Here is a 14,180-nt window from a genome sequence, read left to right on the forward strand (position 1 = left end):
TCTGCGCTCGCGGCGCGCCTCCCGCTTCGCAGGTGACAGCGTCATGCGCCTGACATATCCTCGCGCCACATCGGGTGTGCAGCCAAGAGGAGCCGCAGATGGTTTACGCCATATCCCCCGACGACAAGACCCCGACGAAAGCCCTGCGCCGCATCGCGCGCAGCGAGCTTGGGACAGCCGCTAAACTGGCCGACAAACCCGACCCTTCGGTTCACGCCCTTCGCAAAGCGATCAAGAAGACCCGCGGCCTGATCCGACTCTTCGCGCCGCATTTCTCCGATTTTCACAAGGAGAACGATGCTTTGGCCGAAGCCGCCCGGGGCATTTCCAGCCTGCGCGACGACGAGGTGATGCGCGCCTCGTTGATCCGACTCGGGCGCGAAGGGCCCGATCTCGACGGTGCGTCGGCCGCCCGCGCGATGCTCGACGCGCTGCCCGTGACCCCGCCCCCGAAGGAAGGCGACATCTCGACATTCGCGAAACGCGTCACGGAAATCCGCAAACGCGCGAAGGATTGGGACGTCACCGAAAAGGGCTGGCCCGCCTATGAGGCCGGATTGTACGAGACGCTGAAAGATTGCCGCAAGCGTCTGAAAACCGCGCAGAAATCAAGGGCTGGCTTGGACCTGCACCATTGGCGGACGCGGGTGAAGCAGCACTGGTATCACACCCGGCTGCTCGCCCCGATCTGGCCAGAAATGCTGCATCCGCGCGAAGACGCACTCGACACTTTGGGGGAGTTGATCGGCGACCATCACGATCTGCATGAGCTCGAGACGAAGGTGCCTGAGTATCTCGCCCCCGAAAAGGCCGAGGCGTTGCTTGCACTGATCCGCACTGAATCCGCCCGACTGGAGGCCGAAGCCTTCACCCTCGGCGCCAGGATATTCGCCGAGCCCCCCGAGCCGCTCTGCGACCGCTGGGGGGCTTGGTTCGATTTCTGGAAGTCTTAGTCGACTAGTCCGCCCGCAAGCGCCCGCTCGATCAGCGCGACCGTTTCATCGACACCGTAAAGCGCGATGAACCCGCCGAAACGCGGCCCCTGGCTCTGGCCCAGAAGCACCTCGTAGAGCGCCTTGAACCAGTCGCGCAGGTTGGCGAATTCGTGGTTCTTGCCGACCGCGAAAACGACCGATTGCAGGAACTCGTCGCTATGGAAATCGGCCTCCGGCAGCGGCTCTTCGTTGCCTGCCGCCGCATTCTTGCGCGCGATCTGATCGAGCGCCGCCTCTTCCGATTTCAGCGCCTTGGCCAGATCTACCAGCGCGGCACGTTCGGACGCGTCGGGCGCGCGGAAGACCAGCGTGGGCTTCACGAAATCCTCGAAATACTTCAGCGCGAAGCCTGCCGCCTGATCCAGATCGGGATTGCCTTCCGGGCTCGCCTCGGGCGCGTAGCGCTTGATGAAGCCCCACAGCCCTTCCTTCTCGGTCGCGCCCGCGACGCTCGCAAGATTGAGCAGCATCGCGAAAGGCACCACCATCCGGCTCTCGGGCGGATTACCGCCGTGGATGTGCCAGACCGGGTTGTTCACCTGCTGCTCGATCGGCTGATCGGGATAGGCGCGCAGCTGCTGGTGATATTCGTCCACCGCCTTCGGGATCACGTCGAAATGCATCCGCTTCGCGGTCTTCGGCTTGAGATACATGAAGTAGCTCAAGGATTCCGTCGCCGCATAGGTCAGCCATTCGTCGATCGACAGGCCGTTGCCCTTCGACTTCGAGATTTTCTCGCCATTCGCGTCGAGGAACAGCTCGTAGGTGAAGTGCTCCGGCGCACGCCCACCCAGCACGCGGCAGATGCCGTCATAGATCGGCGTGTTGGTCGAGTGGTCCTTGCCATACATCTCGAAATCGACGCCGAGCGCGGCCCAACGCATCCCGAAATCGGGTTTCCACTGCAGCTTCACATTGCCGCCGGTGACCGGCAGCGTCCATTCGCGCCCATCCTCGTCGTCGAAGGTCACGGTGCCGTCGCGCGCATTGACCTCCTTCATCGGAACGTAGAGCACGCGGCCCGTCTCGGGATGGATCGGCAGGAAGCACGAATAGGTCTGCTGACGCTCTTCGCGCAGCGACTTCAGCATGATTTCCATGATCTGATCGTATTCGTAAGCCGATTTGATCAGCATCTCGTCGAACCGACCCGACTTGTAGTAATCGGTCGCGCTCGCGAATTCATACTCGAACCCGAACGTGTCGAGGAAACGGCGCAGCATCGCGTTGTTGTGGTTACCGAAGCTGTCGAAATCGCCGAACGGATCGGGCACCGAGGTCAGCGGCTTCTGCTCATGCTGGCGCAGCATGTCCTGATTGGGCACGTTGCTCGGCACCTTCCGCATCCCGTCCATATCGTCCGAGAAGCACAGAAGCTTCGTCGGGATATCCGAGATCACCTCGAAAGCGCGGCGGATCATCGTGGTGCGCGCAACTTCGCCAAACGTGCCGATATGCGGCAGACCCGACGGCCCATAGCCCGTCTCGAACAGGACGTAACCCTTTTCCGGGTCCCGTTTCTCGTAACGCTTGAGCACCCGGCGGGCTTCCTCGAAGGGCCAGGCCTTGGATTTCATCGCAGCGTCACGCAAGCTCGTCATTGCATACCTCATGAAGGCGCCCCGTGCGCCCAGTCGCGCCTGACCTATTGAAGCGGAGGGGGACAGTCAATAATTAGCACTCGAACACTATCAAGGAGCTCCCACGTGCCCGACGTTCTCGCCTCGCTTTCGCCCCAAGACGCGCTCGTCGCCGTGATGGTCGCGATTTCCGCCGCCGATGAGGACGTGCCGACCTCCGAACTCGTCGCAATCGAGCGGATAGTGAACCACATGCCGATCTTCGCGGGCTACGATTTCGACCGCGTCTCGCGGGTCTCCCGCTCGGTCTTCACGCTGTTCGAAGAGGAAGACGGGCTCGAGGCGCTGTTCGGCCTGATCCGCGACTCGCTGCCCGAACATCTTTTCGAAACCGCCTATGCGCTGGCCTGCGACGTGGCCTCCGCCGACGGCACGATCCGCCAGACCGAACTGCGCCTCCTGGAAGAGATTCGCGGCGAGTTGGCGATCGACCGGCTACACGCCGTCGCCATCGAATGGGGTGCGAAGGTGCGCCACGCCACGCTCTGATCGGACGATAGAGTCCCGGCGAGGAAACCTGACGACCGCCCCGCCGTCCAGGCGGAGCGACCCCTCAGCCGTAAATCCCGGCCCAACGCTCCAACAGCTGGCTCTGCAGGATTTTCGACGCCCGCACCCATTGGACCTGCCCCGGCGGGCGCGGCGCCGAGCCCGCACGACGACGCCGGTTTAGATCGGCGGTGAAGATCGCGAAGACCAGTTCGGTGCCATCAGGCGCGGTCATATAGCCCGCCAAAGTCGAGACGAAATTCAGCGTCCCGGTCTTCGCATCCACTCGGAATGGCTGGGCTGGCATGTTCTTGCCCGTCGCATCGCGCAGCTTGAATGGCTTCATCAAACTGCGCAGCCCCATCGGCGCACCGAGATTGCGCAGCGCCGCCACCATGTCCTGCGGCGAAAGCTCGGCATCGGCCCGCAGCCCGGAATGGTCGGTAAACCGGGCCGAGCGCGCGCCCGTGCGCTGCTGCAGCCACTGAGTCATCGTCTGCCCCGATTGCTTCAGCGAACTCCCCGCACCCAACCGCTTGCTTACCGTCATGCCCACCGCTTCCGCGGTGATATTGGTCGAATATTTCATCATCTCGCGCAGAACCGGCACAAGCGGATCGCTGCCATGGCTCACCAGAACCGTACCGCCGGGCAGGTTGCGGACCTCTTCCGGCGCGGGCAGCGGTGTGCCCTGCGCGCGGGCCAATGTCTGAAACACGTCGCCCGCATAGGCCGCTGGATGGCGCACCGGCAACCACCGGCTCCCACCACGCCCCAAGGCCGCCGAGGCGACCGTCCAATGCTCGACCCCGCCGCGATCGGAATAGGTGAAAGTGGGCGAGGAGCGTTTCGCGATCGACGCCTTCGCGGTATAGGCCTGCGGCTGCACGTCGCGCCCGCGCGCATCCATGCTCAGCGCCCAGCCCCCACCAGAACGGCGCCATTGGAAATGCACGCGATTGAAATTCAGCATCAGCCCCGAGATCGACGGGTTATAGCCCGCGAAGATCGGCTGATCATTTGCAATCTCGTTCTTGTAGGGCAGCGCCCCGGCCCAGGTCAGGAAACGCCCCGTGATGCCCTGCACTCCCTTCGCCGCCAGCTGCTTCGCCATCGCGTTCAGATCGTCGGTCGTTAGCGTCGGATCGCCCCCACCCGCGAGGATCAGATCGCCCTGAATGCGCCCGCCCGAGATCGGGCCGGTCGCGATCAACTGCGTGCCAAAACGGAAATCGCCGCCCAGTTGCTCCATCGCATAGAGCGAGGTGATCGACTTGAGCGCGGAGGCGGGCGGCATCGCTTGGCCTGCATTGCGCTGTTCGAGGATCTGGCCGCTCTTCAGGTCCGCGACGACATAGCCCACATCGCCGCTGAGCCCGGCCATCCGGACCAATTCGGCTGCCGCGACCGTCTGGCCGAAGCCCGTTTTCGGAGTGGCGAAAAGCGCGGCGCCACCCAGCAGTGCGAAGCGGCGCGATATCGATAGCGGCATGGCGATTCCTCCCTCGGCGTCAATCCGAGCGTAGCGCGCCCCGCACTGTCTTCAAGCGGGTGTCGATGCCCGCCAGCCGCCTTTCTCGCGAATTTCCGTGGAGGAAAGAGACGACATCGGAATGTTGACGAAGCACCAGCGCGGCGCCGGTCCGTCGAGGAGGCGCTGCGAGGCGACCGCGGGCAATTCGGCGCCCGCATAAATCCGCGCCGCGCGTGCCCAGCGCCCCGGCATCCGCCAGCCCGGCCGCGCCAGCACACCGACCGGCACGCTCTCCATGATCGTGCGCCAATGATCCCAGCGGTCGAATTGCACGAGGTTATCGGCCCCCATCAGCCACGCGAAATCCACGCCGGGATAGAGCGCACGCAGCCGCGTTATCGTGTCGGCCGTGTAGCGGGTGCCGAGCCGCGCTTCGAGGTCGGTCACCACGACGCGCGGATCGCCCCCAAGGCTCGCCCGCGCACTCGCGATCCGCTGATCGAGCGGCGCGGGCCCATGCGCCTTGAGCGGGTTGCCGGGGCTCACGATCCACCAAACCCGATCAAGATTGAAGCGGCGCAGCGCCTCACGCGTGATCAGGACGTGACCTTCATGCGCCGGATCGAACGACCCGCCCAGAAGACCGATGCGCTGTCCGGCGCGGGCATAGGGAAATCCTTGTCTCATGCGCTGCCCTTACCCGAAGGCGACCGGTCAGGAAAAGAGCGTTTGTGCGCCTAAGGCGCAGCGCCGGGTGACGTCGCCGGCCCATCCTCGACGTTTTCGACAGGCCCGGACCCGAAACGAAGGCATCCGCGCCCTGCGGCCTTCGCGGCATAGGTGGCCCGGTCGACATCATTCTGCAGCGCCTCGATCTCGAGGCTCTCGTAGTCGCGCGACGACACAGCGCCGAGCGATCCGGACACCAGACATTCCTGCCCCCGATACCATTTCGGCGCTTCGAGCTGTTCTATGATGCGTGCCGCGAGCGCACCAATCTCCGCGCGGCTCGGATTACCGCGCAAGAGAACGAGGAACTCATCGCCACCCATCCGCGCGACCAGATCACCTCCGCGCACGCTTTCGCACAGGTTGCGGGCCACCAGTTGCAACACGAAATCCCCCGCCGCATGGCCTTGCGTGTCATTGATCGTCTTGAAGTGATCGAGGTCGACCTGCAGCAAAGCGAAATTCGCCAGGCCGTTCGTCGCATGATCGACGGCCCTTGCGAGCGCCTGTGCCATTGCCCGGCGGTTGGCGAGTTTCGTCAGCGGATCGCTCAGCGCCTGTTCTTCCGCCGCTTTGCGCGCCTGATCAAGCCGCCCGGTCAGAGCCCGCAACTCCTCCAGCACGAGCGATTTCGCTTCCTGCAGATACAGCATTTCCATCGCGAGATCGGCGGCGGAAAAGTCATGTTCGGTCAGGTCGAATTCCGCCACAAGTTCGCGCAGGTGAATACCGAAGCTGAAATTGAGGAGCATATCGCCCCCCGCCAGCGTCAGCGCCCCCCCCCTGAACTGGCGGACCCGCGTGGCTCACCAGCGCGCCGCGCAGGCTTACCTGTGGGCGCATGCGAAGGGTGACATGCAGCATCTCCTCCGCCGTCATGGCCCCGAGGGAGCGCCCGCAGCGCCCGATCTGGCGATCGCAATCAACAGCACCGCAACTTGAGCGCAGTTCTTTCGGGCACATCCGTACCGCCCCGCCGCGCCGCGCGACCGAGAAAAACCGCGAGAACGGCGCGCCGACGATCTGGGCTTCCGGCACCCCCAGAACCTTGCGCAACGTGCGCCCGACCCCGAGGATGCAGGCCTGCTCGTCGAGCCAGAGAAACATCGGCAAAAGCCCGGTCAACAGCGCCAGCCAATAGGCTTGCGCGCCCCGATCAGGTGGAGGCTGGGCGGCCAGTCTCGTGACAGTGTTCTCGCCCGGCACGCTCATCACACCTCACCAATCATGCGCGCGAGGGCAAATTGGCGCGCCTCGGCATGGGTGGCGTCGAGCAGTTGGATCGTCACGGTTTCCCCCATCGGGTCGGGGTCGCGCAGATCGCCCCCGGCGAAACGCGGCGGCACCTCGATCAGCGCGAGGCTGCCATAGTCATCCGCCATCGCGCGCAGAATCCCCGCCAGCACCGCCCCCCAGCCCGGCAGATCCGCGGCGACACGCAGACGGAACTGACCCGGCTGGGTTGCGACCAGATGCAAGTTCGGCAGCTTGAGATCGGGCAGCGCCATGCGCGCGCGATCGTTCAACTCGTTGAGCGAGTTCAGAAAACCGCGATAATCGCAGCCACCGTAACGCAACAGGCGGCGCACCGCTTCACGGCTGCACAGATGCGCCCCAAGGTCTTCCAAAAACTCGGATCGCGCCCGCCCCAACTCGTCACAAGCGGCATCGATCAGCCGCAAGGTCTGCGCATCGTCATATTGCAGCAGAGGCTCATAGCTCTCGCCCGGCAAATCCGCGCGCCGCCGCACACGCGCGCAGAGCGCCGCCCCGTGGGTGTCGGTCAGAAACGTCTCGATAGAGCGGTTGATCAAGCCGAGCATGTGCCCTCCTGACCGCCACGCTAGCGGTCAGAAGTTAACAAAGCTCCAAATTCGCCCGGCTCAGCGCGACAGCGGCAAGAGACGCAGCCCACCGGCCTCAAGCGCCATGATCCCGCTCGGGGCCAGCTGCACCTCACCACGTTTGATCGCGGCGATGACAGGGGCCAGATCGACGCGGAAACGTGGCTCGCCCTGCGCATCGACGACGCTGCCCCAACCGATCGAATCCCACGCGCCGTTCGACTGCCGCAGCACGTAGATCGCATCGCGGTCGGGCAGATGCAGGAGCACCATCGCCTCGTCACCGGGCACATCCGAAAGGAAATCAGCCTCGATCAAGGCGCAATTCGCCGCTGCCCCCTCGGCCGAGGCGCAAAGCCCCGCCGCAACCTCCGGCGCGCGCGCGCGGATCGCATCGAGCAGCGCATCCTCGGGCGCTTTCGCACCGGGCGGCAGCACGAGATCCCGGCGCAGTTGGGCGCGCGCGGCGCTGGCCCCCTCCGCCCCATCCGCAGACGGGCTCAGACGGGCCAAGGCCGTTGCGAGCGCGCGGTCATCACCGGCTTGCGCCTCCAACTCCGCAAAGGCCGCCTGCCCGGCAAGCCCCCAGTGGTTCTTCAAAGCGTAGAGCGGCAAAGCGCCTGCCGTGATGCGCCCCTCGCGATACAGCGCCAGTTGCGAGCGCGCAGCCACCCCGTTCGCATCCAGCACCGGCGTCAGCCACGCCAGCGCGGCAAGAAGCAGGACTCCCGCCATGGCGATATTGATCCGCCGCAGCCGCGCCATCCAGCCGCGCCCCAGTAGCACCGACCCGGCATATCCCAGCGCATACCCCGCCAGAAGCACGATCAGCACCGCCTGCGCCACGCGTCCCGGGGTCCAGCCCTGCGCGGTGACGCTTTGCCATCCAGTCCAGGCCGCCGCCCCGACCAGCACGGGCAGCACCAGCGCCAAGCCTTGAGCCGACAGCCGCAAGACCCGCGCCCGGACGGCACTTTCATCGTCGCGCTCAATGCCGATCGAGATCAGCGTCACCGCCGCCGCGGCCATCGCAAGCAGCGTCTCGATCTGCGAGAACCCGATCAGCGAGACCTCCCCGCGGCGCGCAATGAACCCGGCCACGAAGATCACCGCGACCAGAAGCACAGGCGGCAGCAACAGCCTCAAAAGCCGCAGGATCAGGGTCGGAGAGATCATCTCCTCCAGCTCGGTCACCACTGCCAGCCCGAGCCCGAGAATGCCGCCCGAGACTGTAAAGGCGAACAGCTTCTCCCGCAGAAGCTGGCGCAGGAAATCGAGGTCCACACTCTCGAGCAGGCGCGCCGAAAGGTACAGCACGAGCCAGACCATCCCGAGGAAAATAAACGCAGCCGCATAGCGCACCACGATATTCCAGGCATGCAGGAACAGCGCCGGATAGTCGTTCCAGGCGCGCGTCCCGCCCTGCGCCACGGCCATCGCGAAGGGCATCGGCAGCATCGCCAGAACCGAGAGCGCGAGCAGCTCGTAAGGCATGTATCCCGCCAGCGACTCGCTCGCAGCATAGCCAAGCGACGCCCACCATCCGAGCAGCGCAACCGGAACCGCAATCAGCGCCGCCGCGCCGAATGCCCTGCGCCAGCCGATCTCACCCAGCATCGCAAGCGCGGTCGCGAAGAACGCCGTGCCCAGAACCGACACGCCGAATTGTCCGTGCGCGTCAATCGGAAGCCGTTGCTGCAACTGGTTATCGAGCGCCCAGAAGAACATGCCCGCCAACAGCCCAAGCAGAATATGTTGCAAACGTAGTTGCATGCGTCCCTCTCCTGTCTTGCGCGAGGCTCCCGCGCGTCTGACGCGCCTTTGCTAGCCCGCGCGCTGAGCGAGCCAGTCGGGAAGCCCCCCGATATGATCGAGCACCGCATCAGCGAGCGGGGCCAGATCGGCCCGCTCTGCCGGCCCGCTCAACACGCCGATCGCAATCATGCCCGCCGCGCGCGCCGCGTGCAGGTCATGCTGGCTGTCGCCGACCATCACGACCTCGGCCGGGTCCAGCCCCAGCGAATCCGCGAAGGCCAGCAGCGGGCGCGCCGTGGGTTTCGCCCCATGCCCGCTGTCATAGCCGATAATCCGGTCGAAAAGATCGGTGATGCCCGCCTGCGCAGCATGCGCCCGCGCAGAGGACTCGGCATCGTTCGTGCAAATGCCCAGCTGCAATCCGCGTCCCCGCAGATCGGACAGAAGCGCTGCAAGCGGCACCGGTTCCACCAGAGGCACGTCATGCGCCGCCTGCTCCAGTTCGAGCACCAGATCATCGAGCGACCGTCCCGGAAGATGCGGCAACAGCAATTCCGCCGCCTCCCGAACCGTGCCCGCGATCACCGGCGAATGCGGCTCGAATTCTACCCGCTCGAGGTCGAATCCGATCGCCGCGGCAAGCCTACCAGCCTGCTGGGGATCATTTGCCAACGCCTCGATTTGCAGCTTCGCCCACGCGCCCCATGTCGCGTCGAAGTCGAAAAGCGTACCGTCCTTGTCGAACAGCACCGCCCGTATCTTGCCGCCTGCCATCTGCGATCTGCCTCCCTTTGCGGGCAGATTGCCTAAAGCTGCGCGTCAGGTCCAGTGGCGCAGATCGCCGCGCCCGAGAACCGCGCGCGCCTGCATCAGCGCCTCGGGCTGCACACCAAGGTCCTGCGCGCAATCCAGCACCACCTGATCGTCCTGCAGGACATGGTCGAGAACACCTGCGAGGAAGTCCGGATCGCTCGCCTGCGCCCGCAAATCGTCCACGCTCGCCCCGGAATTGGCGAGGAAAGCGCCGATCAGATCTTCGCGACCGGCAAGCCAGCCGAGGGTCTGCAACGCGAGCGTATGAGCGTTTTCTTGCCGCATGACGGGTCCTTCTCTGACGGGGGGAAACGCTTTGTTAACCTATAGACCGCTAAGGTCAAGAAAAGGCGCGATGAGACGCTGGCGCAGTCGGGAACCGCCCGATGCAAGCCGCACCGCCGGAGGTTGAAGGAGTAGCGTTATATGCCGGGATCGATCCTCATCGTGGATGATGTGGCGACCAATCGCATTGTGCTCAAGGCGAAGCTGACCGGCGCGCGCTACAACACGCTGCAAGCCGCAAGCGCGGCGGAGGCGCTCGCCCTCGCCGCGGCGCAACGGCCCGGCCTGATCCTGCTCGACGTCACCTTGCCCGACATGACCGGGGAAGGCCTCATCGCCCGGCTGCGGGCGAACCCGCGGACCCGGCGCATCCCGATCATCGCGATGACGGGGCGTGACTCGCCGGAGCTGCGCGTGACGCTGCTGCAGGCCGGGGCGAACGAGGTGCTGGCCAAACCCTTCGACGAACTGGTGCTGCTCGCCCGTCTGCGCAGCCTGATCCGCGCCCATGTCGGCGACAAGGATTCGGCGCTGCGCGAGCAGACCTGCCGGGAACTCGGCTTCGCAGAGGCGGCGAGCGACTTCGTCCCTCTCGCGCGGATCGCTCTGATCGCGCCCAACCCGTCCGAGGGGCTGCGCTGGAAATCCGCGCTCGCGCCCCTGCTGACGACAAATCGGATTTTGCTGACCAGTTACGATCAGCCCTGCGGCGACGATCCCACCCGTCGCACCCCCGATCTATTCGTGATCGGCGCAGACCTCGCGCAGCGCGGCGATGGGCTACGGCTGATGTCGGAATTGCGCTCGCATCCCGAAACGCGCCATGCGGCGATCCTGATCGCCAGCCCACCCGACGCGCGCGAGACGCAAGCCAGCGCGCTCGATCTGGGCGCGGATGATCTGCTGCCCGCCGAGATGTTCACACCGCTCGCGGCAAAGGAAGCCGCACTTCGGATCGGCGCGCAGCTGCGCCGCAAGCGCCTCTCGGATCAACTGCGTCTCTCGGTCGATGAAGGTCTGCGTCTTGCGCTGGTCGATCCGCTGACCGGGCTGCACAATCGTCGCTACGTGAACGCGCATCTGTCGCGCATGTCCGAGCGCGCACGCCGCACGGGCCACGGCTATGCGGTGATGCTGCTCGACCTCGACCGGTTCAAATCAGTGAACGACACCTATGGCCACGGCGCGGGTGACGAGGTGCTAGCGAGTATCGCCCGCCATCTGCGCCAAAGCCTGCGCGACGTCGATCTGATCGGCCGCATCGGCGGCGAGGAGTTTCTCGTGGCGCTGCCCGACAGCTCTCTGGTCGAGGGTTGCCGGATCTCAGAACGGCTCCGGCACGAAATCGCGCAGAGCAAGATCACACTGCCCGACGGACAAATGACGCAGGTCACCATTTCGATTGGCCTCGCCTTCGGCGGCACGCGCCATGACGATCCGCAGCACCTTATCGACGAGGCCGATGCAGCGCTTCTTTGCGCCAAGGGAAGTGGTCGAAACCAGGTTTCCCTCGCCCAGCACACAAACGCGGCCTGACCCGAAATAGAAGGGGCACGCCGCGCGTGGGCAGGTGATGAGACTGAGGGTTGGCGAATTTCCAAACGGCAAACGGTCGCGCCCCCTTGGGGGCGCCCGCCCGCCTGACCTCACGGCTTGGGCTGTGGGGTGTCTTCGCGGTCCTTCTTGCGCTTGTCGAACCGCGCCGCGCCCTCGCGCAGACGCTCGGCAAAGCTGTGCCGCGCCTCGGCGCTCATCGCGTCGAGCCGGTCGAGGATCAGTTGCTCGCCGATATCGACCCGCTGCACCGTCCGCGCCTTGTGTCGCTCAAGCAGCTCGGCCACCTGCGCACGATCCCAGGGCTCCGCGTCGATCGCAGCGATCAGCGCCGTCATGTCGCTGCGCGCCTGCCGCCGCATATCGCGGAACTCCGAGCCGCGCGCCTGCGCCGCCTTGCGCAGCGCATCACGATCTTCCGGGCTCAGCGCCCCGGTAAAAGCGCCGAGGCTGACATCGCCCACCACCGGACGAGGCGGATGCCGCTCATGCCCAAGCCAGCCACCGATGAAGAACCCCAGCAAAAGCAGGTTCAGCACCGCCGACCCTATCAGCGCCCAGCGCAATCCCCGGCCATTTCGCGTCTCGGCAGCCGCCATCAGAACCCTCCTTCATCGGCGAAGGCGAAGGTGTCGCCCTCTGGTAGCAGGTTGACCGTGCCGAGGCTTTCGGTCGTGCTGCTGGCGTAAAACGGGCTGAGCGCGCCGATCTCGTCGGCCCCCACGAAGCCGATCCAGACCCCGGCCAGAGCGGCCGTGACCAGACCGCCCATCGGAGCCCAGCCGCCGAACGCGCCGCGAAGCGCGTCCCAGATACCGGCCAAGACGTCAGGCTTGTCGGGCGCTGCAGCGGGGCCAGAACGCGCGAAACCCACTTGCTCCGCCTCCGCATCGGCCAGAACCCGGGCGAGGAACCCCGCCCCGGGCTCGGGCCCGCCCGCCGCGCGCGCCTCGCCGAAAAGCGCCTCCAGCGCCGCGTCGTCCAACGCGTCCGTCTCGCGATCCATGCGTTTGTCAGTCATCGCCAAACCCCAATTTCTCTCGCTGCCCCCGAAGCAGCTTGCTCAAAGCGCGTTTTCCACGCGCTGTCAGACTTTCTACGGCCTCGACGCCGGTTTCCATCGCGGCAGCGATCTCGGGATTGGACAAACCGTCGATATGTCGCAGGGTCACTGCGATCCGCTGCCGTTCCGGCAATTGCTCCAGCGCCGCTTCCAGCGCGGCCACACGGTCGCGCGCGATCAACTCATCCAGCGCGCTCGCGCGGTCATCGGCCACCTCGGGCGCTTCATCCAGCCCCACGCCACGGCGCTTGCGCAGCCGGTCCGTCGCGAGGTTGGCCACCACCCGGTAAAGCCAAGTCGAGACCTTCGCCTCGCCGGCGCGCCACTCCGGCGCGATCTTCCAGAGCCGCAAGAGCCCCTCCTGCGCGACGTCCTCGGCCTCGGCCGCATCGCGCAGATAGCGATAGGCGAGCCGGTAGGCCAAGGGCCCGAAGCGCAGCGTCAATGCCCGCGCGGCCGCCGGGTCGCCCTGCGCGTAAAGCTCCAACAGAGCCTCGTCCGAAGCCTCGTTCATCGCATCCAGTGCCATCGTCATTCCGTCAAAGGCCTAGCCTGCTTTCCCTGCGCATGCAATTTGACATGCAGCCGGGGCGCTTTGCCGCGCCCCGGCTTTTTTCACTGCTCGAAACTCAGTTCGTGGATCGGCCCGAGCCATCCGCCGGACCGTTGCCCGGACCTTGACCTTGGCCAGCCCCGGTGCCCGGCTGCATCGGCGGCGTGCCCTGCGGGCCCTGCCCCATCGGACCCTGACCCATCGGCCCGTCGCCTTGCATCATCCGCCCGTAGCCGTCGCGGTCGCCTTTCCACCCCATGCGATCATGGCCATGGCGATCCCCTTTACCCATGCGGTCATGGCCATGGTAATCGCCTTTGCCCATCCGGCCATGCTCGCGGCGGTCGCTCATCCGCTGCATGAACCGTTTGGCCATCTGCATCTCGTCGGCACTGATCGCCCCGTCATTGTTGCGGTCCATCCGGTCGAACATGCGCGTCGGCATCGGATGCGCCATCAGTTCGGCGGCCGACAGCTCCCCATCGCCATTGCTGTCCTGCGCGGCGAAGCGCGCTTTCACGCGGGCCTCGATACGGGCTTTCACCTTGGCCATCTCGGAATTCACGAGCTCCTCCTGAGAAATCATCCCATCGCCATTGGCGTCGAGCGCCTCGGCGTCGGCGGCCCGCTTGGCCTGGATTTCCTCCATCGTCACCTGACCGTCGCCATTGGTGTCGAAGCGACTGATGTCGAAGCCGAAGCCGCGCCCGCCTTGATCGCGCATCGCGCCGGGCTGCATGTTCTGCCCCATGCCATTGGCGGGGCCATTACCAGCTCCGTTGCCCGGCCCATTCCCGGGCATGACCTGCTGTCCCTGCATCTGGCTGCCGTTCTGGTTCTGCGCCACCACCGGCATTGCGAGGGTGATCGCGCTGCCTGCGAGGATTGCCGCGACGAGGGTCTGCCTGTTCATGACTTTCATTCGAAACTCCTGTTCTCGCTGCCACGGCACGTCTCGCGCCGTCGATATTTGTCCAAACGGCGCA

General features: G+C 65.5%; 16 protein-coding genes. 3 read left to right on the plus strand and 13 right to left on the minus strand.

The window, feature by feature from the left end:
* Positions 1-98: 98 nt before the first annotated feature.
* Entirely contained in the window at positions 99-953 is an 855-nt protein-coding gene (locus BMI86_RS15060) for a CHAD domain-containing protein (RefSeq protein ID WP_078542134.1), read from the plus strand.
* On the opposite strand, the gene BMI86_RS15065 is transcribed toward BMI86_RS15060, so the two are convergent.
* Positions 950-2,596, minus strand: a complete 1,647-nt coding sequence (locus tag BMI86_RS15065; RefSeq protein ID WP_078542135.1) for a lysine--tRNA ligase — start codon at positions 2,594-2,596, stop codon at positions 950-952. The genes BMI86_RS15060 and BMI86_RS15065 overlap by 4 nt on opposite strands.
* A 105-nt stretch (positions 2,597-2,701) precedes the next feature.
* Here BMI86_RS15065 and BMI86_RS15070 point away from each other — a divergent pair, with 105 nt between their 5' ends.
* A complete protein-coding gene (locus tag BMI86_RS15070) occupies positions 2,702-3,124 on the plus strand; it encodes a tellurite resistance TerB family protein (RefSeq protein ID WP_078542136.1) in 423 nt (140 codons plus the stop codon).
* Between the two features lie 64 nt (positions 3,125-3,188).
* Here BMI86_RS15070 and dacB read toward each other — a convergent pair whose 3' ends face one another.
* The 8 genes from dacB to BMI86_RS15105 are packed head-to-tail and all read right to left on the minus strand — an operon-like array spanning position 3,189 to position 10,024.
* A complete protein-coding gene (dacB, locus tag BMI86_RS15075) occupies positions 3,189-4,616 on the minus strand; it encodes a D-alanyl-D-alanine carboxypeptidase/D-alanyl-D-alanine-endopeptidase (protein WP_078542137.1) in 1,428 nt (475 codons plus the stop codon).
* Positions 4,617-4,667: 51 nt separating this feature from the next.
* A complete protein-coding gene (locus tag BMI86_RS15080) occupies positions 4,668-5,285 on the minus strand; it encodes a nicotinate-nucleotide adenylyltransferase (RefSeq protein WP_078522612.1) in 618 nt (205 codons plus the stop codon).
* Between the two features lie 50 nt (positions 5,286-5,335).
* Positions 5,336-6,079, minus strand: coding sequence for a GGDEF domain-containing protein (locus BMI86_RS15085; RefSeq protein WP_078542138.1), 744 nt, complete (start codon positions 6,077-6,079; stop codon positions 5,336-5,338).
* Entirely contained in the window at positions 6,009-6,539 is a 531-nt protein-coding gene (locus BMI86_RS21300) for a hypothetical protein (protein ID WP_168173871.1), read from the minus strand. The genes BMI86_RS15085 and BMI86_RS21300 overlap by 71 nt, the downstream gene beginning before the upstream one ends.
* Entirely contained in the window at positions 6,539-7,150 is a 612-nt protein-coding gene (locus BMI86_RS15090; RefSeq protein WP_078522610.1) for a heme NO-binding domain-containing protein, read from the minus strand. The genes BMI86_RS21300 and BMI86_RS15090 overlap by 1 nt, the downstream gene beginning before the upstream one ends.
* 60 nt (positions 7,151-7,210) lie before the next feature.
* A complete protein-coding gene (locus BMI86_RS15095; protein WP_078522609.1) occupies positions 7,211-8,944 on the minus strand; it encodes a DUF4153 domain-containing protein in 1,734 nt (577 codons plus the stop codon).
* A gap of 51 nt (positions 8,945-8,995) precedes the next feature.
* Positions 8,996-9,700 (minus strand): HAD family hydrolase, encoded by a 705-nt coding sequence (locus BMI86_RS15100; RefSeq protein WP_078522608.1) that lies wholly within the window; start codon positions 9,698-9,700, stop codon positions 8,996-8,998.
* Between the two features lie 45 nt (positions 9,701-9,745).
* Entirely contained in the window at positions 9,746-10,024 is a 279-nt protein-coding gene (locus BMI86_RS15105; RefSeq protein ID WP_078542139.1) for a DUF3572 domain-containing protein, read from the minus strand.
* Positions 10,025-10,165: 141 nt separating this feature from the next.
* On the opposite strand from BMI86_RS15105, the gene BMI86_RS15110 reads away from it, so the two are divergent.
* The gene (locus BMI86_RS15110; RefSeq protein ID WP_078542140.1) at positions 10,166-11,560 is read left to right on the plus strand and encodes a diguanylate cyclase; all 1,395 of its coding nucleotides are present in this window, start codon (positions 10,166-10,168) and stop codon (positions 11,558-11,560) included.
* A 110-nt stretch (positions 11,561-11,670) separates the two neighbouring features.
* Here the strand turns inward: BMI86_RS15110 and BMI86_RS15115 are convergent, their stop codons facing one another.
* The 4 genes from BMI86_RS15115 to BMI86_RS15130 form a co-directional block, all read right to left on the minus strand.
* On the minus strand, positions 11,671-12,177 hold the full coding sequence (locus tag BMI86_RS15115; protein ID WP_078542141.1) for a periplasmic heavy metal sensor: 507 nt from the start codon (positions 12,175-12,177) through the stop codon (positions 11,671-11,673).
* A complete protein-coding gene (locus BMI86_RS15120; protein WP_143594824.1) occupies positions 12,177-12,599 on the minus strand; it encodes a dihydroorotate dehydrogenase in 423 nt (140 codons plus the stop codon). The genes BMI86_RS15115 and BMI86_RS15120 overlap by 1 nt, the downstream gene beginning before the upstream one ends.
* Positions 12,592-13,176, minus strand: a complete 585-nt coding sequence (locus tag BMI86_RS15125) for an RNA polymerase sigma factor (protein WP_075774043.1) — start codon at positions 13,174-13,176, stop codon at positions 12,592-12,594. Before BMI86_RS15125 ends, BMI86_RS15120 begins: the two co-directional genes overlap by 8 nt.
* 94 nt (positions 13,177-13,270) lie before the next feature.
* A complete protein-coding gene (locus BMI86_RS15130) occupies positions 13,271-14,116 on the minus strand; it encodes an EF-hand domain-containing protein (RefSeq protein ID WP_078542143.1) in 846 nt (281 codons plus the stop codon).
* Between the last annotated feature and the right edge of the window lie 64 nt (positions 14,117-14,180).

The sequence above is a fragment of the Thioclava sp. DLFJ5-1 genome, from assembly GCF_002020115.1.
GTDB lineage: Bacteria > Pseudomonadota > Alphaproteobacteria > Rhodobacterales > Rhodobacteraceae > Thioclava > Thioclava sediminum.